At 43.6% G+C, this 26,870-nt stretch carries 20 protein-coding genes; 3 read left to right on the forward strand and 17 right to left on the reverse strand.

Annotation, left to right across the window (positions count from 1 at the left end):
- Nucleotides 1-3: 3 nt before the first annotated feature.
- The 4 genes from AC0VZ9_RS25300 to AC0VZ9_RS25315 form a co-directional block, all read right to left on the reverse strand.
- The gene (locus tag AC0VZ9_RS25300) at nucleotides 4-717 is read right to left on the reverse strand and encodes a hypothetical protein (RefSeq protein WP_019380706.1); all 714 of its coding nucleotides are present in this window, start codon (nucleotides 715-717) and stop codon (nucleotides 4-6) included.
- Nucleotides 718-732: 15 nt separating this feature from the next.
- Nucleotides 733-1,440 (reverse strand): DUF5058 family protein, encoded by a 708-nt coding sequence (locus AC0VZ9_RS25305; protein WP_475396894.1) that lies wholly within the window; start codon nucleotides 1,438-1,440, stop codon nucleotides 733-735.
- 20 nt (nucleotides 1,441-1,460) lie between these two features.
- Complete coding sequence (locus tag AC0VZ9_RS25310; RefSeq protein WP_475396895.1) at nucleotides 1,461-2,675, reverse strand: amidohydrolase; 1,215 nt, start codon at nucleotides 2,673-2,675, stop codon at nucleotides 1,461-1,463.
- 82 nt (nucleotides 2,676-2,757) lie between these two features.
- Nucleotides 2,758-4,014 carry an allantoate amidohydrolase gene (locus AC0VZ9_RS25315; RefSeq protein ID WP_475396896.1) on the reverse strand — a complete coding sequence of 419 codons (1,257 nt, stop codon included), beginning with the start codon at nucleotides 4,012-4,014 and terminating at the stop codon, nucleotides 2,758-2,760.
- Nucleotides 4,015-4,245: 231 nt separating this feature from the next.
- Between AC0VZ9_RS25315 and AC0VZ9_RS25320 the strand changes: the two genes are divergently transcribed.
- The gene (locus AC0VZ9_RS25320) at nucleotides 4,246-5,634 is read left to right on the forward strand and encodes a sigma-54 interaction domain-containing protein (RefSeq protein ID WP_475396897.1); all 1,389 of its coding nucleotides are present in this window, start codon (nucleotides 4,246-4,248) and stop codon (nucleotides 5,632-5,634) included.
- Nucleotides 5,635-5,760: 126 nt separating this feature from the next.
- Here the strand turns inward: AC0VZ9_RS25320 and AC0VZ9_RS25325 are convergent, their stop codons facing one another.
- The 8 genes from AC0VZ9_RS25325 to AC0VZ9_RS25360 all read right to left on the reverse strand — a co-directional run bounded on the left by AC0VZ9_RS25325 (nucleotide 5,761) and on the right by AC0VZ9_RS25360 (nucleotide 16,038).
- Nucleotides 5,761-6,117 (reverse strand): SpoIIAA family protein, encoded by a 357-nt coding sequence (locus AC0VZ9_RS25325; protein ID WP_019380700.1) that lies wholly within the window; start codon nucleotides 6,115-6,117, stop codon nucleotides 5,761-5,763.
- Nucleotides 6,118-6,381: 264 nt separating this feature from the next.
- A complete protein-coding gene (locus tag AC0VZ9_RS25330; protein WP_251174269.1) occupies nucleotides 6,382-7,272 on the reverse strand; it encodes an acyl-ACP desaturase in 891 nt (296 codons plus the stop codon).
- Between the two features lie 268 nt (nucleotides 7,273-7,540).
- On the reverse strand, nucleotides 7,541-8,851 hold the full coding sequence (locus AC0VZ9_RS25335; RefSeq protein ID WP_252245632.1) for a helix-turn-helix domain-containing protein: 1,311 nt from the start codon (nucleotides 8,849-8,851) through the stop codon (nucleotides 7,541-7,543).
- Nucleotides 8,852-8,872: 21 nt separating this feature from the next.
- A complete protein-coding gene (locus tag AC0VZ9_RS25340) occupies nucleotides 8,873-10,111 on the reverse strand; it encodes a M20 family metallo-hydrolase (protein WP_258753673.1) in 1,239 nt (412 codons plus the stop codon).
- 63 nt (nucleotides 10,112-10,174) lie between these two features.
- Nucleotides 10,175-11,449, reverse strand: coding sequence for a M20 family metallo-hydrolase (locus AC0VZ9_RS25345; protein ID WP_475396898.1), 1,275 nt, complete (start codon nucleotides 11,447-11,449; stop codon nucleotides 10,175-10,177).
- Nucleotides 11,450-11,469: 20 nt separating this feature from the next.
- Nucleotides 11,470-13,017, reverse strand: a complete 1,548-nt coding sequence (locus AC0VZ9_RS25350) for an AbgT family transporter (protein WP_019380684.1) — start codon at nucleotides 13,015-13,017, stop codon at nucleotides 11,470-11,472.
- A 281-nt stretch (nucleotides 13,018-13,298) separates the two neighbouring features.
- Entirely contained in the window at nucleotides 13,299-14,726 is a 1,428-nt protein-coding gene (locus AC0VZ9_RS25355) for a M20 family metallopeptidase (RefSeq protein WP_009332030.1), read from the reverse strand.
- A 16-nt stretch (nucleotides 14,727-14,742) separates the two neighbouring features.
- Entirely contained in the window at nucleotides 14,743-16,038 is a 1,296-nt protein-coding gene (locus AC0VZ9_RS25360) for an amidohydrolase (protein ID WP_475396899.1), read from the reverse strand.
- 371 nt (nucleotides 16,039-16,409) lie between these two features.
- On the opposite strand from AC0VZ9_RS25360, the gene AC0VZ9_RS25365 reads away from it, so the two are divergent.
- A complete protein-coding gene (locus AC0VZ9_RS25365; RefSeq protein ID WP_475396900.1) occupies nucleotides 16,410-17,282 on the forward strand; it encodes a DUF1672 family protein in 873 nt (290 codons plus the stop codon).
- A gap of 14 nt (nucleotides 17,283-17,296) precedes the next feature.
- Entirely contained in the window at nucleotides 17,297-19,411 is a 2,115-nt protein-coding gene (locus tag AC0VZ9_RS25370; RefSeq protein WP_475396901.1) for an SA1320 family protein, read from the forward strand.
- Between the two features lie 259 nt (nucleotides 19,412-19,670).
- On the opposite strand, the gene AC0VZ9_RS25375 is transcribed toward AC0VZ9_RS25370, so the two are convergent.
- The 5 genes from AC0VZ9_RS25375 to AC0VZ9_RS25395 all read right to left on the reverse strand — a co-directional run bounded on the left by AC0VZ9_RS25375 (nucleotide 19,671) and on the right by AC0VZ9_RS25395 (nucleotide 26,763).
- Complete coding sequence (locus tag AC0VZ9_RS25375) at nucleotides 19,671-20,168, reverse strand: hypothetical protein (protein WP_475396902.1); 498 nt, start codon at nucleotides 20,166-20,168, stop codon at nucleotides 19,671-19,673.
- Nucleotides 20,169-20,314: 146 nt separating this feature from the next.
- Nucleotides 20,315-22,297, reverse strand: coding sequence for a bifunctional metallophosphatase/5'-nucleotidase (locus AC0VZ9_RS25380; RefSeq protein WP_475396903.1), 1,983 nt, complete (start codon nucleotides 22,295-22,297; stop codon nucleotides 20,315-20,317).
- 78 nt (nucleotides 22,298-22,375) lie between these two features.
- A complete protein-coding gene (locus AC0VZ9_RS25385; RefSeq protein ID WP_475396904.1) occupies nucleotides 22,376-25,156 on the reverse strand; it encodes a DUF6359 domain-containing protein in 2,781 nt (926 codons plus the stop codon).
- 228 nt (nucleotides 25,157-25,384) lie between these two features.
- Nucleotides 25,385-25,951 carry a 3D domain-containing protein gene (locus AC0VZ9_RS25390; RefSeq protein ID WP_019380676.1) on the reverse strand — a complete coding sequence of 189 codons (567 nt, stop codon included), beginning with the start codon at nucleotides 25,949-25,951 and terminating at the stop codon, nucleotides 25,385-25,387.
- 194 nt (nucleotides 25,952-26,145) lie between these two features.
- On the reverse strand, nucleotides 26,146-26,763 hold the full coding sequence (locus AC0VZ9_RS25395) for a cell wall hydrolase (RefSeq protein ID WP_019380675.1): 618 nt from the start codon (nucleotides 26,761-26,763) through the stop codon (nucleotides 26,146-26,148).
- Between the last annotated feature and the right edge of the window lie 107 nt (nucleotides 26,764-26,870).

Raw genomic sequence — 26,870 nt, forward strand, 5'->3', positions numbered from 1 at the left:
AGCTTACTCCGGCACACCGCTTTTTGATTTTTCAATAAAGAGAACGACAGCAATAGTAATGGCCACACAAAGAACGATTTTGATTAAGCTGAAAATCGGCGCAAACAGTACAGCCATACCGATTACGAAAGCAACCAATCCATACAGAGGCTTTTTAAGGGCAAATTGCCCTAAAACCCCTCCGTAAATTGCAGGCAAAATGAATTGAAGGGCATTTTGGACGGATTGCGGAATGATAGTCAGGATAAACGAACCGCTTAACACAACCGCGATGATAATGACAATGTTTGTTAAGGAAGCGACAGCAATCCCCAGCGTACCAGCAACCTCCGCTTTTTTTGTACCGGGCTCTGCTCCAATTGACTCCTGAGCGGCTGCTGAACACGGAAGACACATGTTGGCGATATTACCGGTCAAAAACGCAATATAGGTTCCGGATTTCCCAAGCACCGGATAATAAGTTATGGGCTCAAGAAACCACATGATCCCGATAAAGGCTGCATATCCGATCAATCCCCCTGCAATGGCTCCCCAGCCTGGATGGTAGCCCAGTATGAATGAAAAATAGATCGGCGGCACAAAAGACATTACAATCAGCATCCAAAGAGTGGTTTGCCCCCAAAAATCGGACTTGCCATGGAATCCCTGCATGCTCATGGTTATTTGTCTAACTTCAATCTTTGCTTCCGTCACTCCAGCTTTCGTCGGTACTGACATAATACATCCCCTTTCTTAAATAAGTGTTGTCAGATAGCTGATAGTCAATGCGATGACAAGTGAAATGCCCAGCGCCCATTCCTGCAGCCAGCGGATTTCCCGTTTTTTTGCAAATGTAAGAATAACCATCATCGATACGCCTGCAGCTATGGCAACAACCGTCTCACTATAACCCTTCACCATTTGCTGACTGGCAAGGTAAGCAAATGCTCCAAGCATTGCAGCTGTCGACACGATGGTCATCATTTTGGCATTTTTGCTGACAATTTTCTTTTCCACTTTCCCCAGAGATTTTGTCGCGAGAGCAGTAAAAATCAGCCAGCCCGTTCCCCCAAGGCACATGGTCCAAACAACAGTCGTAAATGCCTTCAAACCAAAATCAGGGGAATTCAGCTCTACACCATATGCATTAGCCCCAATACCAGCTGCGGTCAATTCAGTTGCAGCTGAGCCTATGATTCCTATCCTCATCAATGTGAACGGACCGCCAAGGACGGCAATAAGGGAGATAATGACCACTGCAATTCCGAAAGAAGGTCCTAAACTGCTGATAAAGCCTGTTCTCAAGGCCCTTTTTGTTTCATCCTTTGTCATACCGATGCTTGGGGCTGTCTGGGAAGCGATCCGGATGAAAATCAGAGCCTGAAAAATGACGATAGCTACAACTATGCTGGCAAAAATCCATACCGGAGTGCTATTGGCAAACCTTAAAACCTCATCCATATCTATGACCTCCTATTTTTTTAATTAGACTGAACTTCAGCAGGCTTGCGTTCAGCAGCGCCTTCATCAGACAGATAATCGAACACTGCGGAAATAAACACTTTCCCAATATCAATCATGGAACGTTCATCCACATCAAAGCGCGGATGGTGATGGGGAAATTCCTCAATCTCTTCTGAATTTCCTCCAACAAAGAAGAAGGTTCCGGGAACCTTTTGCAGATAATACGCAAAATCCTCCATGCCCATTTGCGCCGGCATGTGAATGACATTTTCTTCGCCCACAATCTTTCCGGCCAGCCTTTCAACCCTTTTTGTTTCATCAGGATGATTTTTTACAGCCGGATAGCCTCTGACATATTCATACTTGGCGGTTGCCCCTAAAGCCTTACAGGTCGAGTGGGCAATTTCCCCTATCAAGCTTTCAATCATGCTGCGGACATCTTCATCAAACGTCCGGACTGTTCCGGTAATCCTGGCTTTGTCTGGAATGACATTAAATCCGTTACCGCTGTTAAAAGCTGCTACAGACACGACTGCTGTTTTCACAGGATCCACCTTCCTTGCCACAACCTGCTGAAGATTTGAAATGAGCTGGCATCCTGCTGCAATTGGATCAACGGTCAAATGCGGCGTCGCAGCATGTCCGCCCTTTCCAAATATATTAATCTCAAAGGTATCTCCCGCTGCCATGGCATCGCCTTCCCTTACGCCGATCGTGCCTGTCCGATTGGTGGACCAGACATGGGCACCATAGATGACGTCTGCGCCATCAAGACATCCATCTCCAATCATTGACTTCGCCCCGCCTGGAATCACTTCTTCAGCAAATTGATGAATAAACAGGACATTTCCTTTCAGCTGATCTTTCACTTCGGATAATGTTTTGGCCACGCCCAGGAGAGCTGCGGTATGAATATCATGTCCGCAAGCATGCATAACTCCCGAGATTCGGGATTTGTATTCCACTTCATTTTCTTCCTGAATCGGAAGAGCATCAAAATCCGCACGCAATGCAACCGTCTTCCCAGGCTTACCGCCCTTCAATAATCCTGTTACCCCTCTTCCGCCAACGTTCCTTTTCACTTCCAATCCCAAATTTTCAAGAAAGCATGCCACTTTCTCGGGCGTATTCACCTCATGATGGGAAAGCTCCGGATACATGTGAAGATCCCTTCTAAAACTCACCATCTCCGGATAAATCTCTTGTAATCTTTCAAATAGCTTTTCTGTCATTTTCTTCATCTCCTATAAAATATTTAATATTAAAAATTATCTGTAAAATGAAAAATGTAAAAAAGAGAGAAAAGCAGGTATTTTAGATCTTCTGCTTTTCCGTTTTTTTGCATGCCAGCTTTCTCACGACATTCAGCAATAAATCACAGCCTGCCTTAAGGTCTATTTCACTTGTATACTCCTCAGGGCAATGGCTTTTTCCTCCCTTGCTCGGAATAAAAATCATACCTATATCAGTCAATCCGCTTAACATTGCTGTATCATGTACAGCACCGCTATTCAGCTTTAAATAATCAAATCTCTTCTCGGTTGCCGTTTCCTCAATCTTTTCAATAAGCCGGGATGAAAGCTTAACTGTTCTGGATTCGCCAACCAGCTCGATTGTGCATTTTAACGAGTGCTCATCAGATACCTCTTTAACCTTTTGAGCAAGCTTCCCGGAAACAATTTCTACTCCTTTAGCTTCAACATCTCTGATGTCCACATAGAATTCGACTTCCTGAGGAATCACGTTTGGAATATTTGGCCTGCACTCTATTTTCCCGACTGTTGCCACTGTTGACTGTAATACATCATTTTTAGCAGTTTTTCGAATTTGGGAGATGATTTCAGCTGCACCAGCCATTGGATCTGATCTTAAATCCATTGGAGTGGTCCCTGCATGATTCGAATCTCCCTCAATTGTCACCTTATACGTTCTCATACCGGCAATAGCCTGGACAATTCCAATTGATTTTTGCTGGCTTTCAAGTATCTGTCCCTGTTCGATATGCAGCTCAATCATGGCGTCTATTTCTCCTCTTTGGAGAATATCTCTTTCTGCTTGATCAATTTCAAGCCCAAAATCTTTAGCTGTTTCGTAAACAGACTTTCCCTTTGCATTCTTAATTGTCTTTAATTCTTCCAAACTATATTTTCCGGCAAACACTTTACTGCCAAGCATGGTTATGCCAAAATTGGAGCCTTCTTCTTCTGCGAAGCTTACCAATTCAATTGGCTGCTGCAATTCTGCCTTCTCTTCTTTTAATACTCTTATAATTTCCAGTGCAGCTAATACACCCGTTAACCCGTCGTATTTCCCTCCATTTTTCACAGTATCGTGATGAGAACCAATCATAATGGAAGGCCTATTCAGTTCTTTTCCGTATGTAGCCCTAATATTTCCGATGGCATCAACCTTTACGTCCATCCCCAGCTCCTCCATCCGGGCAAAAAGATATTCTCTGACTCTCTGATCCTCTTTACTGTACGAGAATCTCGTACAGCCATTGCCCGGCGTACTGGTAAAACCTACTATGTTTTCAAAATCGTTCATCAGCCGGCTGAGATTGATCTCCAACCAAACTCCCCCTTTCTATTAAAATGTTTTTTACCCCTGGCATTGCTCATGTTGTCAATGGTATAATTTTTAGAAAATTAAAAATGGTTATTTAAATCTAGGTTGCAAGAAGCATGCCAACTTTAATCCATTGATTTTCACTGTATTTATTGGTCTGTCCTTTTGTTGGTGATGAAAAATGTCATCAAAATCTGATGAATTTAATCATCAAGCGAATAAGTGGGGGTTTTTATGGAGAATAATCAGCTGGAAACATATAAGCAAGCCTTTGAGGATTTAAACTTCATTTTGGATACAACCCATAGCGCAATCACCATTACAAACGGTGAAGGGGTATTTACCAGAATCAGCAAATCCTGTGAGAAAATTTTCGGTGTACCAGAATCAGAACTGGTTGGAAAAAATGCCTTTATACTTGAAGAACAAGGTTTTTTCAGCACTTCAGTCACCTGCGAAGTGATCCGCAAGAAAAGAAGGGTCACCATTATACAGAAAACAGCTGCCAATAAAACGGTCCTGGTAACCGGCACTCCCATTTTTAATAGGGAAAAAAAGATTGAGAAAATTATTAACATCTCAAAGGATATTACCGAAACGGATAAGCTGGCCTCTGACCTTAAAAGACTTCAGGCAGAGCATGAGTGGATGAAACAGGAATTAATGAAAAGAACTCAGCTGGAAAGGGGCAAAGTGGCCTCTGAAAGTCCGGATATGAAAAAAATCATTGAATTGGTTCATCATATCGCCAATATGGAAGCAACCGTTTTATTGTTGGGAGAAACCGGTGTCGGAAAAGGATATATGGCCGATATGATTCATTCTGTCAGCAATCGCAAGGACCGTCCCTTTATTTCCATCAATTGCGGGGCCATACCTGAAAACCTGCTCGAATCAGAGCTTTTCGGTTATGAAAAGGGGGCTTTCACAGGTGCACTAAAGGATGGAAAAAAAGGGCTGTTTGAAACTGCCGGCAGCGGCACCATTTTCCTGGATGAAATCGGAGACATGCCTGTGAGCCTGCAGGTGAAGCTTCTGCATGTTCTGGATGATCGTACTGTAAGAAGAATCGGGGGAACGGCATCTTTTAAGGTAGACTGCAGAATCATTGCAGCCACCAATAAGGATATTAAGGAGCTGGTGAGGGCCGGCCAATTCCGCGAGGACCTCTTTTACAGGCTGAACGTTGTGCCCATTACGATCCCTTCACTAAGAGAGCGTAAGGAAGACCTGCTTTTCCTCGCCAAAATGTTTCTTGACAGCATGAATAATAAATATAAGATGAAAAAGACCTTCTCCGAAGAAGCCATCAGGGCGCTATATGATTACAACTACCCCGGAAATATAAGAGAACTGCAAAATATGATTGAAAGACTGGTCATTAACACAATAGGGGATACGATCGAAGCCGAAAAAATCCTCGAAATGACCGAAGCCTCAAGTCCCAGCACCCAAAGCGAAGAATTCACCCCCCTGAAAGAAGCGGTGGAGCAATTAGAAAGGAACATGCTATTAACCGCTTTCCAAAAGTATAAAACCACCAGAAGAGTGGCCGAAGTCTTAAAGATTGACCAATCGACGGTTGTAAAAAAGGCCAAGAAACTGAAGGTGCATGAACGATAGAGTCTCGTGCACTAATTGTCTTTGGATGCACACAAAAGGCCGGCTCACTGGAAACCGGCCCTTTTAACATTTCCTTATTCCATTTCCGGATTGCAAAGGGAATCCATCAAATGTATGGGTAACCTCTCACTCCTTAATCCAAGTCCAGGCTTCCTCAAGCTGATGGCCTTCAAAGTATTCAACTTTAATGCCAGGCAGGTAGTTTGTAAGCTTGGAAACAGTTCCTATCCAGTCTTTGTCACTGACAACAGCGAATTTATTAAACTGTTTCCATCTTTTTATATCAAATTCTATTCCTTCCGCTGCTCCTTGGAAGGTTGTTCCGTCTACATCCGTCATGATGGCTAGAATATTGAATTTCTGGTCACCTTTAAAATTTTCTCTCACGTATTGATCCAGTTTTTCAGCATCTTCCTTGGTCGCATTCCCATTGAAAGCGAGGGCAATTGTAGAGGGAGAGCGGGATTCTATGAATTGCAGCATAATGATTACCTCCAGGTTGTTTTATTGAGGTAATTTCCCGATTCATAGGAATGCAAAACTATCGGTGAGGAGCTTTTTATTGGAAATAGGGTACTATTTGCAGGTTTTTGCTCTCTATTTGCAAGACTGTTATTCTATTTGCAGAATTGAATACTTTATTTGCAAGACTTTCCTTCTATTTGCAGATTGGAAAACTCAATTTGTAGCGTTCACAATTCGGTTCTTTTCAAACAAAAAAAGAACCAGCCCCGCCGGTTCTACAAATTATTTCTTGCTGTAAAACCGATCCCTCACCCTTTTTAAGCGAGCATGATAGTTTAGGATATCAAGTCTTGCTTTCTCTGCTTCAGGTGCAATCGGCCTCAGCTTTTCAATTTCCCAATACTCTATAATGACATCCAGGACCTGATCAAAATATTCAAGCGGGCCATAATTGGCCTCTTTTGCGATGATAGCCATCCGATCTTCAAAGTCCGGCATGACAGCACCTGGCATTTTAAAGTTCATGATGACGTTCCCCAGATAGTAGCAATAATTAGGTTCCAATTGCAGGTGATATTTAATAACGTCCCTGTAAAAAGCATAATGAAGGGTCTCATCTTTAGCCAATCGCCTCAGCAAGCTGGATAAATCCTTATCATGAGGCCCTGCCACCTTCGCCACATTATAGTAAAACACCATGGTGGCCAGCTCCTGCATGGAGGTATAAACCATCGTTTCAAATGGCGTATGGAAATCAGGATTCCATCCATTTTCCACTGTTTGCTTATGTAGCTGGTGAAGCCTGCCCGGATGGACATTACGAGTGATTAACAAATAGGTTTCTAGCAGATTGGAGTGCTGATCCTCTTCCGCTGTCCATGTATGCACAAATTCCTTAATGACACTCAATGAACCTCTAAATGTCTGGTCCAAATAAGAGGTGAACCATGGGAGATTCACTTCTGTTAATAGTGCTGTCTCCACAGCGGTAATGACGGACTCCGGGAGTGTCACCTGACTCTCATCCCAGGGAACACGGCGGAAATCCTGCGCTTTATCCCATGGGAGAAACTCGTGATAGCCCCAGTCTATTTTTTCAGCACGTTTCTTATGCTCTTCATACAATTCCCTTACCTTAGGCTCCAGACGAAAATCGAGATGATTTGTTAACAAGTTTAGACCTCCATTACAAATGGTTTGCCATTCCAGAATTTATAACTAACTATTATGACCTAGTAATAAGTTAACTATATCACATAAGCCCTTTAACTTACTAATTAAAAGTCGAATTTTCAGGAAATTAGGACTTTAAACACGACACGTTTCCATTTTCTTATATATAACGGCAATCCAATTCCAATTTATAGCTCTGCCGTTATTGACTTTACAAAAAAAGAAGAAGGCCTAAGCCTCCTCCTTAAAACAAACCCTTTTATCCATTTTATAGCTTCAACTCATAAACCTTCCGCGGCCGCCCGCGCTGCCCAGGCTGTTCTTCACCCGTCACTTTGGCAAGCCCCAGCCGTTCGAGCTCCGCCATAATCCTCCTCGAATTGCGTTCTGTGTTTTTCAGCCATCTTGAGACTTCCTGCGCAGTGACAATATTTTTTTGATAGTGCCTTGATAGGTATTCGATTTTGGATACGATTGCCGGATTGATTTTGGCGCCCTTAAAGCGTTCTTCCCATTCCTCTCCCCAAATGCGGTGCTGGTAAGAAACCGCCTCTTCGCCGCATTCAGAAAGGTGTTCCTTAATTTGTTTGGTTTCATCGACACTAACCACAGGCGAAGCTTTCTGATCCCGGGCATATTGGAGGGCGAGCCGGACATTTTGCTCTGCATCATATGCTGTCAGCCCGTAGCCGACACCGATTCTCACCTTCAGCTTGCTGTGGATTTTCGCTTCTTCTATTAGAGAGTACATGGAGGCTTCCTGAAAATGCATTTCCATTTCGCCCCGGGTTGTATAAATAAAGAATAGACCATCCCCGATCTGCACAAAGGAGCCTTGGACTTTTTCCGCATAATCAAGCATGACCTGCTTGATTTCCAGCTCATGCCGCTTCATTTCATAGGTGAAATGCTGCTCTTCCAGTGAACTTGCAGAGTGAACGACTTCCATTCCCATAATCGCTATCTGGGAGCGCTTATACCAATTGGACTGGCCTCTTTCCCTTAGGTAGCGGAGTACAAGTTTAATGGCGACAGGGGAAGGGACCACCCGGTAGCATGGGATTCCCTGTTCCCTCAGCCGGTCATGTACCTCCTGGACACAAGTCAATGCGACCTCCGTCTTCCCTTCCTCAAAAAGCTTCTTATGAAAACGGATTATTTCCTCTGCCGGCTCGTATTCATTGTAGGAAAAAGTATGGATGTTTAAGTCCCCTAAAAAGTATGTATTCTTTAGTATATCAAGCTCCGATTCCTGAATGGTGTCCAGGCTTGCCTGCTGAAATCCGCGTTCCCTGATATGCGCTTCAAGGAGTGTTCCCAGAAGGCTGGAGCCATATAGTGGGGGATAATGCGCGTTTTCTTCTCCGATCAGCCCTTTTGAACGCGCGTAATAATAAGGAGCCTGTCCGGAGAAAAACCATAAATCGATTTCCGTTTTATGTTCCCTGATAATCTTTTCCGTTTCTTTTGTTTCCTTATAAATGTATGGAATCATCTCAAGCTCGCTGTATTCACGCGATAAGGCAAGAATGTGTCCAACGGAGTCTCCCGGCCCCACTACCCCAACGCGAATCTTCATTCTTTTCCACCTGCTTCTTCTTTATATGCTTGTTTCATTTTTTAAATATTGAGCGATAATCTCTGTTCCCATTCTCAGATCTTCAATAGAGGCAAACTCCTCAGGATGGTGGCTGAGCCCATTTTTGCAGGGAATGAATAAAAGCCCTGAAGGCCATTTGGCCGCCATATTCATGACATCATGGCCAGCACCGCTTTCAAGCACCAAGGCTTTGTATCCTAAAGTTTCACCTGATTGCTGTAATTTCCGCATCACTGCCTCATCCAGCTGAACGGATGGATTATGAACAAGCGTTTTTACTTCTATTTTAACACCAAAAGATTCAGAAAGCTGAAGACATTTTTCTCGGATGAGCTCCTCCATTTCTTTTTTCAGCGAATCTTCCACACTGCGGATATCGACTCCAAGCTCAACCGTTCCGGGAATCACATTCATGGCGTTCGGCTTTAGTTCAAAGGTGCTTGCTGTCGCTACAATCGGCACCGCATTGGAAGCCGATAAAGAAAGAGCTGTCTCTGATATGAATGAAACGAGAGGTGCAGCCGCTACAAAGGCATCCTTTCGTTTGCCCATCGGCGTCGTTCCTGTGTGCCCCATCTGTCCATTGATGATTACCTTTAAACGGATTGGGCAGGCAACTGCCGTCACTGCTCCAAAGTCTGCACCGGCATCTTCAATTCTGGTCCCCTGCTCTATGTGAAGCTCAATAAAACTTTTTAGAGCTGACTCCGGCCGTTCAGCCTTTTCAATAGCTTCCCACGACAAACCCATGCCCTCGACTGCCTGACGGATGGTGATGCCATCCTCATCCGTTACATCTTCCACTTCGCTCTTATTAAGCAGGCCGCTCATAGCCTTGCTGCCAATGGTTGATACGCCAAAACGGGATGATTCCTCCGATGCAAAACAAATGACTTCAATGGGTGAAGCAGGTTCGAATCCTTCTTCTTTCAATTTCTTTACGGCAGCCAGACCGCATAGAACACCGGCCACTCCATCATAGCCACCTCCGCCTTTGACCGTATCCACATGAGAACCTACTGCAACAGCAGGTGAGGAATCTTCAGCTTCCCAGCGGGCAATCGCATTCCCCGCTTCATCTCTTCGAACCTTCAACCCCATATCCTCTGCAATGGAAACAAATACATCAATGGCCCGCCATTCTTCTTCCGTGTAGCCTAATCGGCAGAACCCTTCCGCCTGGACCATGCTGTCTGTTAAATTTAACGCTTTCAGTTGTTTATCCAACCATTCTTTCACCTTCAACATTCCTCCCTGATCTCATGAAGAAAATGAGGCAGATTGCTCTGCCTCATCCATTTCTTAATTTAATTTTTTTATAGATTCAAACAGCAACCGGACGGCATTTAGCATTGTGCCCTCATTAATATCAAACTTTTCGTTATGATGGCCTGCCGCCAGTTCTGTACCGAAAATGCAGTATGTGGCCTGACCTCCATTTTGCTGAACACGCTCCATGAAGAAGGTTGCATCCTCGGAGCCTGCAGGTGAATTGTCTTCAAGGATGCTTTCCTTTATATAGGAAGCTTCTTGTGCACAGGCATGCAAGACGGATGCCAGCTCTTTTGAACCTTGAGCACTAATGGCCTCGCCCACAGTACGAATCTCGTATTCTACGCCATACATTTGGGCTGATCCTGCGATAACAGCTTCGGCCTGGGCTTTGACATATTCGTTAATTTTTGTCGTTTCCCCGCGTGTTTCTATCTTCAGCACAGCTTTATCTGCGATGATATTTCGGCCTGAGCCTGCATGCATTTCACCCACGTTGATGCGGGTTGCCCCTTCTGAATGACGCGGAATAGCGTAAATATTCAGGGCAGCAGAAGCGGCGGCGAGCAAAGCGTTTTTACCCTCTTCCGGATTTCCGCCTGCATGGGAAGATACTCCTTTAAACGTTACATCAAGTTTTGACGTAGCCAGGAATCCGTTTTTTGATGCCACAAAATGTCCATCTGGAACTCCTGTACCGACATGTGAGGCAATTAAATAATCCACATCATCGACAACTCCTGCTTCGGACATCGAACAAGCCCCGCGGGTGCCTTCCTCGGCAGGCTGAAAAATCAATTTGATTTTCCCCTTAAGGCTGTCTTTATTTTCAGCAATTAAGCTTGCCAGGCCAAGCCCGATGGTTGTATGTGCATCGTGTCCGCAGGCATGCATGGTGTTTGGAACTGCAGACCTGAATCCTTCTTTTTGCGGAAAATGGCTGTCTGCCTCTGATTCATGGATCGGCAATGCATCCATATCAACACGGAATGCAATCACCGGGCCATCCTTTTTAGTATCCATTGTTGCGACAATGCCTGTATAGCCGTCTGTAAAAGCTTCGATATATTCTTTTTTCGCACCGTTTTCGAGAGCCCACCGATAATGTGCGGCTGTTTCCTCTTGATTCGGCTTCCCCATAAAATAATCAGCTGCCATTACCTTCCTGCCCATTTCCAGCTGGAATCCAAGGTCATCCAGGATCGACGCGACAATGGAGGCTGTCCGCATTTCCAGGAATCCTCCCTCTGGATAGCGGTGAAAATCACGCCGCCACTCTTTTAATTGATTTTCAAGATTACTCACTTTTTAACCACATCCTATTCTTATAGATAAGGACCGATTCCCGGACCAAACGGGATTCCAAAGAAGACGAACACTAAAAGCATAATGATCCACGTGATCAGGAACGTAACCGAGTACGGAAGCATTAATGAAATGAATGTTCCAATTCCCGCTTTTTTATCATACTTCTGCATAAACGACAGGGCGATAACCATATATGGCATCATCGGTGTCACGATATTCGTAGATGAATCTGCTACACGGTATGCCACTTGCGTGAATGCAGGGTGATAGCCAAGCTGCATAAACATTGGCACAAACACAGGTGCTTCAAGCGCCCACTTTGCTGAACCCGAAGTGATCAGGAAGTTCAAGGAAGCTGTAAAAATGATGTAGCCAATAATCAATCCGATTCCGGTGAACTCCACGTCCTTCAGGAATTCTGCCCCATTTACCGCTACCCAAGTTGCGATATTGGACCAGCTGAAGTATGCGATGAATTGGGCGATTGCGAAGATTAAGACAATATAGGACGCCATATCCTTCATCGATTCAGCCATAAAGTTGGCAACATCTTTACTGCTCTTAATGTTTCCAACCGTAATACCATATACAGTACCAATAATGATGAAGAAGAACAGAATAATTGGAATAATGCCATCCAGGAATGGAGATGGAACAAGTCCGCCATCTTCATTGGTTAACGGGCTGTTTGGTATAAGGATCGTTCCCACAATAAGGGCAATATAGGCAAACCCAGCAATGGCTGCATTCCGCAAAGCCTTGCCGGCATTAGGCGGATCTTCAGCAATAGCTTCCTTTACCTCATCGCCTTTATATTCTCCAAGACGCGGTTCAATGAATTTCGTCGTAACAAGTCCGCCGACAATGGTTAAAACAAATACAGAAACAATATTAAAATACCAGTTATCAATTGGCGTAACGACAATATTCTCGTCTATAATCTTGGCAGCTTCTGTTGAAATCCCTGCCAAAAGTGCGTCCGTTCCCGCAATCAGCAGGTTTGCGGTAAACCCGGCACCCGCTGATGCATATCCTGCAGCCAAACCGGCAATCGGGTTACGGCCGATTTTATAGAAAACCATTGCAGCAAGCGGCGGCACCAGAACCATCGCAGCATCTGAAGCGATATTCCCCATAATACCGACAAACACAACTGTATACGTGATTAATGCTGGCGGTGATTTTAAAATCGTTTTCTTAATGGCATAATCCAGCATACCGACCTTCTCAGCAAGACCGATCCCGAGCATCATGGACAGAACCAGGCCAAGCGGAGCGAACCCGGTGAAGTTATCAAGCATGGATGTCAGGATGAAATTCAGGCCTTCTGCAGATGCCAGGTTCTTAACTTCCAGCTCCTCTCCAGATCCAGGATGGACAACAGTAGCCCCAAAGGCGCTAAAGATTGCTGAAACAATAATGACTAGCACTGCGAGCCCGGCAAATAATATAAATGGATCCGGGAGCTTGTTGCCGACCTTCTCGACTCCGTTGAGGAATCTCTGGGCAATCCCTGTTTTTTTATTTTCTGTTACCACTTTCTTTCCTTGTTTTTCTGTTTTCATATACTCCCCTCGCTTTTCTGTTTTTTGTATTTTCTTAATTTTGAGTGTAGACGATGCTTTCCGCTGCGGCGGCCAGGTTGGGACTTGCTGTTCCCGATTTCTGCTTCTATTGTCCGAAGCGGCGCTAAGTTCGGACTCACTCTCCCTGTTTTCCGCTTCTTCTGTCCGAAGTGGCGCTATGTTCGGACTCACTCTCCCTGTTTTCCGCTTCTTCTGTCCGAAGTGACGCTAAGTTCGGACTCACTCTCCCGCTTTTCTGCTTTCCCTGTCCGAATGAGGAGTTACTTTAAAGTAGATGGCTTAACCTCTTTAGGAATTGGACATGTGTAAGGATTAGCTTGTTTGAATTCATTGAACTCCTGTTTGACAGCTTCTAATTCTTCCTGGTCTGTCAGCAGTTTGACAGCTGTTAAAGCCATGGCTTCTGCTGCCCGGAGCATGCCTTTGTGGGCATAGCTGCTGATGCCTTGGGTGGTCATCTGCCATGTATGCAGCGGTGTGCCCAGTGCTGATGTTGAGGCTGTCAGCTGTGCGGTTGGAACGACCCAGCTTACATCTGAGACATCTGTAGAGCCGGCAAGAACTTCTTTGGAAGGTTCATAGACTGAAATCGTTTCTGCCAGGTACTTTCCTTCAAATTCACTGCCGTCCCCTACATATCCAAATCCTCTTAAAATATCTAAATAGCTTTCTTTTTCACCTTCTGATAGGGTTGTCCAAAGCTTTTCGGCAAAGGCCTTTTCTTCTTCGTCCGGTTTTTCGATGCCGGCTTCCTGAAGGCTTTGATAGAGAATTTTTTCAAGGCTGCGGTTTGGAATATAATTGGAGCAGGCCTTATCAAACTCAATGGTAAGCTCTGTTTCTGTCATCAGAGCCGCGCCCTCCGCGATTTTGCAAACCCGCTTGTAGATTTCCTCCACCTGCTGAACCTTTGGTGCGCGAATCAGATACAGCACTTCAGCGTCTGCTTGTACGACATTTGGCGAGATGCCCCCTGTGTTGGTGATGGCGTAATGCATCCTGGCTTCCGGCACAACATGCTCGCGAAGGTAATTCACACCCACGTTCATGAGCTCAACCGCATCCAGGGCACTTCGTCCAAGATGAGGCGAGTTCGCCGCATGTGAGGATAAACCTTTAAATCTAAAATAAACTTGGTAGTTTGCGAGACTGGAAAGGCTCATGATGCTGTTGGCCGGAGAAGGATGCCATGTTAAGGCTGCGTCCACCCCTTCAAATACTCCTTCACGGACCATGAAGGTTTTTCCGGAACCGCCTTCTTCACCCGGACAGCCAAAAAACTTTACAGTCCCAGGCAGATTGTTTTCTTCTAAATACTTTTTTGCTGCACAGGCTGCCGCAAAAGCGCCGGTCCCAAGCAGATTATGCCCGCAGCCGTGACCGACTTTCAGCTCGGTTGGCTCGTACGAAGTCTTGTTGGGCACCTGCCCCAATCCGGACAGAGCATCAAACTCCCCGAGAAAGCCAATAACAGGGGCTCCACTTCCATAGGAAGCTACAAACGCGGTTTCAATGTTTCCGGATTTGCGTTCCACCTGAAAGCCTGCTTTTTCGCACTCAGAAGCTAAAAATTCTGCTGATGCATACTCTTCAAATCTAGTTTCCGGATGATGATAGATGTACTCACTGATTTTTTCAAACGTCTCTTTGTTCTCTGTTAAAAATGTTTTTGCAAAGTTGTTCGACATGATTTCCTCCTTTAATTTAAATGGCTGATCCGCCATTTAAGATGTGAATGTAAGCATCAACCGCAACTAGTAAAGCCTCTTCCTCGAAATCGAATTGAGGATGGTGGTGAGGATAATCAAGCTTCGTTCCAAACAGCATAAACGTAGCTTTGCCGCCATGCTTCTGGACCCTATTCATCATAAAGCTGACATCTTCCGATCCGGAGACAGGGACTGAAGGAAGCACTTCTTTCACAAGCTCGCTTGATGCACACCATTCGGTGATTTTGGGTATCAGCTCTTTATCACAGACAACCACTTCCGTAACTCCGACTGCTTCGATTGTGCAGGACACATCATGCATATCTGCTGCCGCCTTAATAATCCGGGTCGCTTTTTCAGCCATATATTGAGCAATCTCCGGTGTCTCACCCCGCACTTCTATTTCCATATAACTGTCTCCCGGGATGATGTTCCGGCCGCTGCCTGCAGCAAGCTTCCCAACATTCACCCTGGTGACGCCATCATGATGGCGCGGAATGCCATAGAGGTTGTTAGCAGCCGTTGTCGCCGCCAATAAAGCATTTTTCCCGAGCTCCGGATTAATGCCGGCATGTGAGGAAACACCTTTAAAATAAGCATTGTATTTAGTTGAAGCCAGGAATCCCGGCGTTGTGGCTGCAATTGTTCCTACGGGCAGGGATTGAATGCCGATGTGGCCTGAATAAAAATAATCGACATCATCAAGCCAGCCCTTGTCTGTCATTGCCCGAGCCCCTCTTCCACCTTCTTCAGCCGGCTGAAACAAAAGGGTAAAGCGGCCCTTTAGTTGATCCCCATGGGAAGAAATATACTGGGCTACCCCAAGTCCGATGGCAGTATGTCCGTCATGTCCGCACGAGTGCATCACATTCTCTTCTTTCGAGCCAAATTCGTATTTGGCTGGACGATGTGCAGGATCTGTCGATTCGTTTATTGGCAATGCGTCAATATCAAAGCGGAAACCAACATGGTCTCCGTTTCTGCCAGTATCCCAGACGGCCACAAGCCCGGTATTTCCGCCGCGCATTTGATCGAGCCAGGACTCTTCAACACCCCAATCCCTCGCCTTTTTCTCTTGAGCTTCTAGATCAGCTTGTGCAGGAAGCCCCATACGGGAATTCTCTTCAAGCGCGTCTATCCCTAAATAAAGCTTGAAACCCATCTTTTCCAGTTCTTTTCCGATCCGGTATGTAGTGATGTACTCCATGAACCCCAGCTCAGGCAGTGCATGCAAAGTGCGCCGCCAATTGATTAGCTGGGGAGTTATCTTCTCTATAAAGCTGCTGTCCATATGGATCCCCCTTGTTGAATTTTATTTCGGACATTTTCCGTTTCATTACCTTAAATGTATTATACACATGTTATTAGAAAATTCAAAATAAACTTTTAACTATTAAAATGTCGTTTAGTGAATTTTTATACAGCATGAGACAAATTTTTAGTATAATCCTCCCTATTCACCCCCTGACTTTATCCCTATTTTTACCTAAAAAGTGTAATTTTCCACGTTTAAACTGTAAAAATATAACTCCATCCGCTAAAATAAGGGATATACTCTGAATGGCACATTCCTTTAGGGAGGACCTTTAACGAATGCACAAGAAAACAAAAATTTTACTCTGCAGTGTTGGCATATCATTAATGCTTGGAGGATGTTCTGGAATGAATAGCGCAAATAACAATCAGGAAAGTGAAAAACCAAAAGAAACACAGGCTGCTCCTTCTGGAGAAACAATGGTAAGTGTTCAGGATTATACCGGGGAAGGCTATGCACTTCCATATGGAAAAGTGACGAACAAAATTGCCGAAGAGAACATTGAACAGATAGAGGAAGCTGCAATCAAGTTTTTTCAGGAGAAATACAAGACCGATGTAACGGTGCATAATGTGGTTGGTGCTAAGGATGGGGCAACCGTGTTTGTGGAGTCTGCTGGAGAACCGCATTTTTATACCTACGCTGTCGTACCCATTGATGAAATATCAGAAAAAGTGGATATTGGTAATATTCGGGCCGATCAATATCAGGTTCAAAACGCCATCCAAGGCGGGTTATATCATATGATTTTTAAAGAAGAGTTTGGTCAGCTTGACCATTACCTCAATTCACTTGCTGAAAAGGGGCAAATCACCGGGAAAACTGAAGAGGCCCTGCAAAATGTGGGCGGACATGGCTTTATGACACCTTATTACTTTATTTCAACAGCTTCTGAGGATGCAGCCATTAAGCCTGTGTATGACCTATATTTACAAAATCCAGAGGAAAGCATTAACAACTTAAAAGATGCCTACGATGAAAGCTTATTCGATAAAGAAAACTTTCAGATTAATATCCAGTTATTCATGAAGGATAAGCAAGCAGAACCTAGTAGCGAGGTATTTAATCAAGTTACAAAAGATCTTGAAGAAATGAATAACATTCCTAAAGGGACATATAGCTTCTATTTAAACGATAACTTTATTCATGCAGAAACATCTGAAGGTGCTAAAGACAATTCCCTGAAGCGAGCTTTTCCCGATTATATTATTAAAGAGTAGAAGCAGGTGAATACATGACTACAATTAAGGGTTCACCCAATATAAATAAAGAAGTATCCGTCAATAATGACAAAGATTTGGTGGAATTGGCAGGGTACCATGCATACACTTACCCATTAGTGGAATCGAGAATCGAAGTAAATGGCAAGGCTTATAAAGTTATTAATACACATTATCAAGACCCGACAGGTTTAGATGCGATGACGGTAGTAAATGTGGAAACAAAAGAAATATCCATCATTTATGTCGGTACGGATGCACATGGAAAATATGGAAAACAGGATATACTTACTGATGCCCAGCTTTTAAGTGACCTGACACCTGCACAGCTAGCTGCAGCAAGAAACTACTATAACGAAATGAACAATGAATTTAAACAGGTTGGCGGCGTCCAGTCGATTGCAGGAAATTCTCTTGGAGGCGGTTTAGTAGGTGCCGTCGCAATTGAAAATCCAGAGGTTAAGGCCGTTACACTTAACCCTGCACTCCTTCCCGAGGGAATGATGGACCCTGATAAAACCTACGATAACATTACAAACTACTTCAGCAGCTACGATGTGCTGACTCAGACTTTGATTGCATTGGATCTGCATGGCAGGATTCCAGGCAAACAGTATGAAATCTTCAATGGGATTCCTGAATTCTCAAAGCTTTCTACAAACCATACAGGCTATCTGAGGAATGAAGATGGCACTCAGTTCTATGTTATTGGAGAAGTCGGCAAGCCGGGCTATGGCAAAATCTATGTGGATGCTGATGCCCATATCGTATCAAGCATCTGGACAGGAGTACCGCTCTATGGCGGGCACTCAGAACGCATCGAGATCAACAAGGAGAATCTGGATCTGCTTGCCTCTTCCCTGCAAAATCATGTTACAGAGAGACTGAACCTTGCTCACGAGTACCTGGGCAATTCGGTTGCCATAGTAGACGATGAAGCAAACCGTTATTATGAACGGCTCAGCCACCTGCAGAACATTTTCGAAGAGATGTTTGAAAATCTGATCAGTGAACCGCTGTTTATGGGGATTACCTCCATCAGCAATCGATTAACGGCCGAAATTGATCATTTGGTTTCTTTGTTAAATGTGGCGGAAAGTCATGCTAAATCACTGAATTATATACTGAATTCTCCGCCTGCCGAGCTGCTTGAACATATCTTCCGGACTAACGTCAGTGTGGAAAGCATCTTTAATGAAATCCGCAGCTTTTTGTATGATTTGAAAGCAGATGTGCAGGATCTTTCCAAAAGCCTTATCAGGATTATTTCCAATAAAATCCCGGAGCTGTTTGAGGGCGGAAAAGAACTCTGGTATGATGCTGTAGTCAGTGAGTTAAAAGCCCATTATGGGATTGTCAATCATAATAGGGATAAACTTCTTTCACATATCAGCGAATACCAGAAACAAGTCCAGGACGTTGCCGCTAATTTTCATGACAGGGACCTTTCCCTCGGGCATTCCATCAGAAGCAAATCCTCTCATTCCAATTCAATATCCGTACAGGGAACGAATACGTATAAATTGGAAGATTCCCCCTATATGGAGCTGAGGATGAAGATTAAGGAATTCCAGATGGATACCGCTTATACTGCCTTTAGCAGATCAACTCATGCACTCCTCTTGCCTTTATTGCATAAAGCATGGGTAATCACTCTGAATGTTGAAAATGCATTGGAACTCCTATCAAGCACCATCAAAGGCGCAACCAAATTCGCTTTGGACTATACTATCCCCGGCAAATTATTCGGCCTGTTTTCGGACTTTGATGATAAAATCAGAAACAGTGTCCACAACGCGCTGGAGCCTTTGGATGAATTTGCCGGCACGATTGAAGGCATCAGAAAAGGATTGGACCGATTAATGGCGGAGTACCCTACTCTATTAGAGAATTTCAGGCCTTATGTCGAGACAGCTATATTCAATAACAGCGGCTATTATAATGTCCACCTCTATAACCTTGCATCCATCGCCATTTTAAGAGAGATGGAAATGCTATTTGATGATGTGGTTTATCAATTAGGAAACCATAAAGCTGAAGCGATTGATGCTTTGTGCGAGGTATCCAAAAAGGTGAAGAACAATATGGGGATTTTATATGAACAGGTGGATCGCGGGACGATTAATTAACAAGAATAAATAAACCGAGCTGAGTGGCAGCTCGGTTTTCCTTTTATATAAGGATCAATTTGCGGTATTTGATAGTCTATTTGCAGAATTTAATTGCCTATTTGCAAATTTGATTATTCTATTTTCAGGTTCTATAATTCTATTTTCAGGTTCTATAATTCTATTTTCAGGTTCACCATAACGCTAAAAGCCTGCTCTTTTTACAGCCTCTGGTACATTTCCCATACAGAAGCTCGATTCAATCAAGAGTTTGATAGGATTATTCTGCCCTTTCCAGATACTCTTCTAATAGCTCTCTAAAAAGCTGATTCAATTCCTTATTTTTCTGCCCCTTCAGCCATTCCACCTGGTTAATCGGCAGGTTTAATTTAAGTGTGATTTTTTCATTCGGCATTTCCACTCTTCGGATTTCTTCTAACGTCATGCCCTCCTCAATATCCGGAAAGTCCAGATGTTCCTCATTTATTCTTAAAACACCTTCGTATGACTCCTCCGGATCAAGTTCGCAAAATAAGCTTAACCTTGGCAGCTTGCCCGGTACAGATTTTAGAAACATAAATGAACTTAGTGATCGCCCATCTTCCAATTCAATTTCCGTGATCAGGCTTTCCCTGTCTTGATATTTTCTTAGAGTAACCTCGCTCACAATCAGATCCACTTCCAGCGTACTTCCTTCAGACGATTCAAAAATATAGATGGCACTGTTAAACACATAGATTTCTTCCCCATCGAGGTTTATTGATTTTATACCAGCCATACCTGCTCCTCCAAAATTATTACCATTTAATATATTAAATCCATCATATCAAAAAGAGCAGCAAAAGGGAGGAAGCATTTGAGCCATTAAAAGAAAACTGCACACTATCTACGGTGTGCAGTTTCATCTTCGATACTAATTTTCTATTACTTACGATAACTAATCTTTTTAACGTTTTCTGCCCCTCTAAGCTCTACTAAATCGCTTTTCTCAACAATGACTTCCTTCACTTCTGCACCGCTAAAGTCTACGATGATCGGCTCTTTCTTTGGTGTTACACGGACACTCACGTTCTTAAGTCCTTTGCCCTGCAATACAGCAGAGTTTTTGAGCCAGATGCCGTTTTTGATTTCTGCGGATTCTTCTACATTAATAAAAGAAACCTTGTTCACTACTAGCTTCTTCTTTTTATCATCAGTAAGATTATATTTCTTTTCAAAATCCAGCTCTGTTACTGGCGGCAGACTGTCAACATCTACAATTCTGCCCTCCACTGCTGGTGTGATAGTACCCAGGCTGGATAGGTGTTCCGCAAAGTTTTCCCAGTCGGAAAGTCCAAGATCTGTTACCCGTCCCTCCTGGTATGCTTTTGCGAAAACTGTATAACCATCTCCGCCTTTGGCTGTGAAAGCATTGGTAGCGATTGTGTATGTTTGATTATCCTGGATTTCTGTGTATGTGCCCTGATCATTTTTATAAGCGATCGAAACGATTCGCTCATCGGCAGGCTTTGTGGAGTCAAATTCTACTTTTGCACCGGACACATGCAGGAAGCCGCCGTTTTCTGCCGGATACTGACCCATACTGATTTCAAAAGCCTCTTTTAGTTCAGCTCCCGTCAGCTCCATAGTTGCTAATGTGTTGCCAAATGGGAGAACAGTTATCACTTCTCCAACAGTGATTGGTCCTGCGTCAATCCCTGCACGAATACCGCCTCCATTTTGAAGAGCCATGATGACATTGCTGTTATACTGCTTGGCTTTTGCAAGCATGCCGTCTGTAATTAGGTTGCCTAGCGCTGTTTCATTTTTCCGTACACTTGGTCCTGTGCTATCTCCGCTTGTCCGCGGATTCTCGAGTGCAGTCACCGTTTCTGCGCCAATTTCAGTGTTCTTTAATTCCTGTATTTGTGAGGAGTATTTTTCAAGAAGCACTGCAGCTTCAGGATCCTCTGCTTTATCCGATATTTTAACAAGCTTACCAGCTTGCCCAATTACTGTTCCTGCCTCATCAAATTGTACATCCAGTGTTCCGAGATAATTATTGTACTGGCCGGCTTGAACAATGACAGTAGGGTCCTTTGCTGCTCCTGTTTCATCAGCTGCCACAACCACTGGCTCATTTAATTGCGTATGGCTGTGTCCTCCCACAATCACATCAATCCCATCTACCTGAGCAGCCAAAGTTAAATCATTATCCACATTCGGATTATCATCATAACCAATATGAGTTACAGCCACAATTTTATTGATTCCCATACCCTCGAAAGCTTTTACTGCTTTTTCTGCTTCTTCGATATAGTCCTCGAATGTAACATCACCAGGACTGGAAATACTCGCCGTCTCAGCTGTAGTCAAACCAAAAAATCCTACTTTTTCTCCATTAACTTCTTTGATGATGCCATTATATATTTTTCCATTAGCAGGTTCGCTTGATATCACATCACTGAATAATCCCTGCAGGTTTGCATCCTTAGAAAAATCTACGTTCGAACTGACAAATGGGAATTGTGCACCTTTTACAAAGTCAGCCAGTGCTTTATGCCCTTCTGCACTTGAACCCAAGTCGAACTCATGATTTCCGAAAGTCATAATATCATAGCCCATCAGATTCATGAATTCCAGGTCAGCTTGTCCAAGGAATTTATTAAAATATAATGTTCCGGAAAAAACATCTCCTGCATCAACAAGCAAGGCGTCCGGATTTGCTTCTCTTACTTCCTTTACAGCTGTCACTTTTTTAGCGGCGCTGTCCATATTGGCATGTGAGTCATTGGTATGCATTAAGGAAAGTGTAAAATCTGCAGCTGATGATTCATTTGCTGAAACCAGGCCTGCCGGAACGGCTGTAGAGATGGTTAATGCTGCTGATAAGGCTACTGTTGATAATACTTTAATAGGCAATTTCATGAATTGCTGCTCCTTTCAGATGCTAAATTTTTAAAAAGAGGATTGAAAGCCGAAGTAAATACACTCCGGCTTTAAATGCTATGCTGCTTCCTCTTCCTCATATGGAGAATCTATTTCTTTCCCCTCCGAATCTTTGAAAATAATATGAGACGGATCCGCTTTTTTCCCAAGTGTCCATTTTTGGACATTTTCGGCACCGCGGATTTCCACAACTTTGCTGCTTTCGACCATGACTTCCTTTATATCTGATCCTGTTAAATCGACAATTGCTCCTTTGTTGGCAGAGCTGATAACCACTTTTGTATTTTTCAGGCCATCGCCTTTAACCGCGGCTGATTTCTTCAGCCACAATCCTTGAGAGAGGCTGGATGTTCCATCCATAATCACCAAGGCATTATGTGGTCCAACAACGAATTTCTTCGCGTGGTAGTTTACTAGATTAAAAACATGATCATATTTAGGCTCTTCCGGTTTAACTGCCGGCTTTAAGCTTGTCTGAATCATGACAGGGTCATGGTCACTTGCACGGCCGTGTTCTTCCATGAAGCCAGAGTTAATATGAAGAATATCAACCTCTGTTTTCTTGGCAAGGTTGTTGGATACTAAAATATGATCCAGCACCTGTGCATTTCCCTGGTAGTTGTACGTATAGCGCTCTTCTGCCCGAACTTTTTCAATCATGTTGGTTAATTCATCACCCTTTAATGCCTTTAAAGGATTGGAGAATTCAAAATCATTAAAGTCGCCAAGCAGGACGATATTGGCATTAGGGTCTTCTGCTTTTACTTCCTTTACGAAACCGTTAACCACGTTAGCGATTTTCATGCGCTGAATTTCACTGTTTAAGACGGGAGGCTGCACTTTGCCGAATAACGGAAAATCCCCGCCTTTCGAGTTAAAATGGTTAGCTACAACAATAACGCTTTCGCCCTGGAATTCGAACTGGGCCGCCAATGCTTTGCGGCTATCTTCAAATGCTTCATTGGAGGGATCAATGCGTCCTGGGTTTAGCGTTAATTTGCCGTCTTCAAAATCAACCGCATCCGTTGCTGACCCTTTTTCGCCTTCCGATAATGTTACCCTTTCAGCGTTATAAAGGAAGCCGACACGGATGTTTCCTCCCGGCTGGCCGCCATCCTGTTTATCTTCTGGAGCGATATCTGTGTATGTGTAAGCTGGACCGCCCAGTTCTTTTATTTTTTCAATTAATAATGCTGCACTTAGATCGGCTTCTGTTGTGCCGCTATCTATTGGTCCGTCATTATCCTGAACCTCTGTCAGACCAATGATATCCGGGTGCTTCATATTTTTAACGATTGCTTCTGCTAATCTCGTAACCTTTTCCGCATCCGTTTTTGTTGAGAAGTTTTCAACATTATAAGACGCGATGGTTAATTGATCTTCTTCAGGGATAAGACTTGTTTCTTCTCTTGCCGCAGGGCCTTCCTCAAATTCCGGCAATGAATCTGCATCACTTAATACTTTATAGTTGCTGAATCCGTAGCTGACGACACCCTGGACGCTGCCTTTAAAGCTGTCGCCCATTTTGGCAACAAAATCTTCATCGTTAATATCCAATGTGATTCTCTCAGGATTATAATCATTTTCTGAAATGCGCAGTCCGCCTGCCGCTGTGTTTGTTTCAACATCTCCTGGAACAACCACAAGCTCACCGTATTTTTGAGGCGCAACTACTTTAGGGTTGTCCACCTGAACAAGCATGCCTTCCAGGCTTTCATAAAAATCGATTCCATCCTGCTCCGGATCAAACTCACCAAAGCTGTCATTATCGATCACTTCAGTTGGCAGGTTTTCTTTACTGAGAATGACTGGAGCCGGAAGCTCCTGGCCTGACGCTATTTTATTAATTGCTGAAGCATTAATTTCGGTTACAGGCAAATCTGTCTCCAGTTTTTCAGCATAGCCGTCAAGTACCCATTCTTTAATCTGTCCTGTTACTGTAACCACATCGCCCGCTTGTGCTCCGTGATTTTTCTTGTAAACGAGAATTCCTTCAGAAGTATTAGGATCCTGGTCAGGCTGCAGGTCCTGCATATAGAAATTGTTTGCATCTGCCACTTTTGTGACGATGCCTTCCACATCCGCAGCATATTGGTTGGCATATTCGGAATAATGCCCTGCACCTTGAATATCATGAATGCGAAGTCCGCCTAATGCAGGCGTATAAGTAAATTCAGCTACTCTGCTGTCTGTTAAGCCTTCTTTAACAGCAAAGGCTTTAATGGTTGTTCTTTCATTAATGACAATAGGATCTGTATATGTATCACTTTTAGAAGTTGGCTCTGATCCATCCACCGTGTAATGAATGACTGCTCCTTCCGTTTCTGTCGATAAAACAATACCTGTTCCCTGCTTAACTGGACCTGCTTCAGGGGAAGCAGTTACAGCTGAAACCTTTGTTGGGTCTGTTTCTTCCACCCAAGAATAAGCCGATGAGTTCTTTAATCCTGGAACTGTAAAGTAGGCTTCCAGTGAACCGGTAATTTGAACTTTCTTTCCAAGGTTATCAGGGTTGTCCACCAGGTTTAATCCTGATCTCACATACCCGCTCGGAAGCTGAACCGGCAGTATTTTACCGGGATCTCTTTCATCGGGTGAGTCTGCCATGGCAATATTGGTTGCCATTGTAAACGGACCGCTATGGCTATAGCTTGAAGTACTCTTTGTAACTCCAACAATATAACCTTCGACTGTGGCAACTCCGTTATTATCCGCAATAGCTTCTGCCACAGACTTCACTTCTTCTGCACTTGCCGTGGCAAAAGGACTAAAAAGACTAAGAATCAAAGCAAAGACACTAATAAAGCTAAGCAACTTTTTCCGCTGCTTTCCAATCATGTAATCCACTCCTATTTCCTTATTTTAAACGTTTACATGACACTACCATTCTAGTAAATCACTCTTCTTTTTGGTATACAATCTGATATTTGTAAAAATTGAGTAAATAAGTAAAAATGAGAAAATATTCCCGTTTCATAAATAGGTCTAAAAACCCAGATGCGCACCGGAGATATTTTTTCCCAAACAAAAAGAGAATCCCCGCCAGGAAGATTCTCTTCATTTCTATTATTTATAAACTTTAATAGTAACCGTTTTGCTGCCCCATTGCAGGGCTTTCTGTTTGTTTGGAATAAAGACGTCAATTTTATTGCCTCTTACTGCAGAGCCTTTGTCGCCTGCAATTGCCTCTCCATATCCAGGTACATAAACTTTTGATCCCAGTGGAATAACCTTCGGATCCACCGAAATCACCTTGGCGTTCGGGTTCTTTTTCAGGTTGATTCCTGTATAAGTAATGCCGCTGCACCCTTTGCAGCTGGCAGTGTAGGCAGTCGCTTTCACTTTAATTTCTTTATAGGCTTTCGTTGATGCAGCCTTTACAGCTGTCTTTTTAGGTGCCGCAGCTTTTGCCGATGAAGCAGTAACTTTTAGCACTTGTTTTGGTTTGATTGTATTTGATTTTAATTTATTCCAGGATTTAATTTGGTTAACGGTAACATTATGTTTTTTAGAGATCGCCCAAAGCGTGTCCCCTTTTTTTACTGTATACGTATTTCCTGCGGCTGAAGTGACATTGGAAAATCCAAACGATAGAAAAACAGCTGTGATTAGATAGATTACTAATTTCTTCATGATATCTCCTTTATGTCCCTTGATAGGAACATATTAACACCATAAGATAACAGAGAGATTTCAGTAAAACTCTTTTTATGTTACAGATTAAAGCGATTTTAATATTTTTGTAATATAAATTACCAGATTTTCTTTTATTATAAGAAGAACTAAATAAGGCACCTTCCCCGCTTGAACAGGAAAGGTGCCTCAATTTAGTAGGCAAAATTGTGACTGCCGATTTGTTTAATGACTGTTCTAGTAAATATCCATTGATCTGTAGCTGTATAAGGATTGTAATAATAGACTGCACCGCCAGTTGGATCCCATCCATCAAAAGCATCTCTTACTGCCTGATAAGCTTCAGCATCGGGCTGCAGCCAGTACTGACCGTCATTCACAGCTGTAATGGCATTCTTTTGAAAAATAACATTTGAGAGAGTATCCGGGAATTCATTGGACTCCATACGATTAAGAACGACAGCCGCAACTGCCACTTGGCCTTCATAGCTTTCCCCGCGCGCTTCCCCATAAACCACATGAGCCAGCATGTCCACATTTCTAAGCATTTCTGCTGTGTTAACTCCTACAATGCCATCAGCTGCTAAACCGAAATCATATTGAAAGTTTCTTACTGCATTCTCTGTTACCGTCCCATAATACCCAGTATTGTCTGTATTAAAGTAACCAAGCTTTTGCAATGCTGATTGAATATATGTAACTTCCGGGCCTGCTGAGCCATTCTTTAGAACAGCGGCATCTGCCTTGGGCTGGCTGAAGCTCAGCACAAATACCATTGCGGCTGCTGCCGCGATCCACTTTATGTAATTCATTTGAACACTCCTCTTTATGTAGATATGTCGAGCAGGGCTGCCCCCCTTTTGATAAGGTAATAAGTTCACCTTTGCTTGTTTCCCTAGATGGTCCCTGAGAAAACTCA

Source organism: Cytobacillus sp. QJM3NY_8 (genome assembly GCF_056173585.1).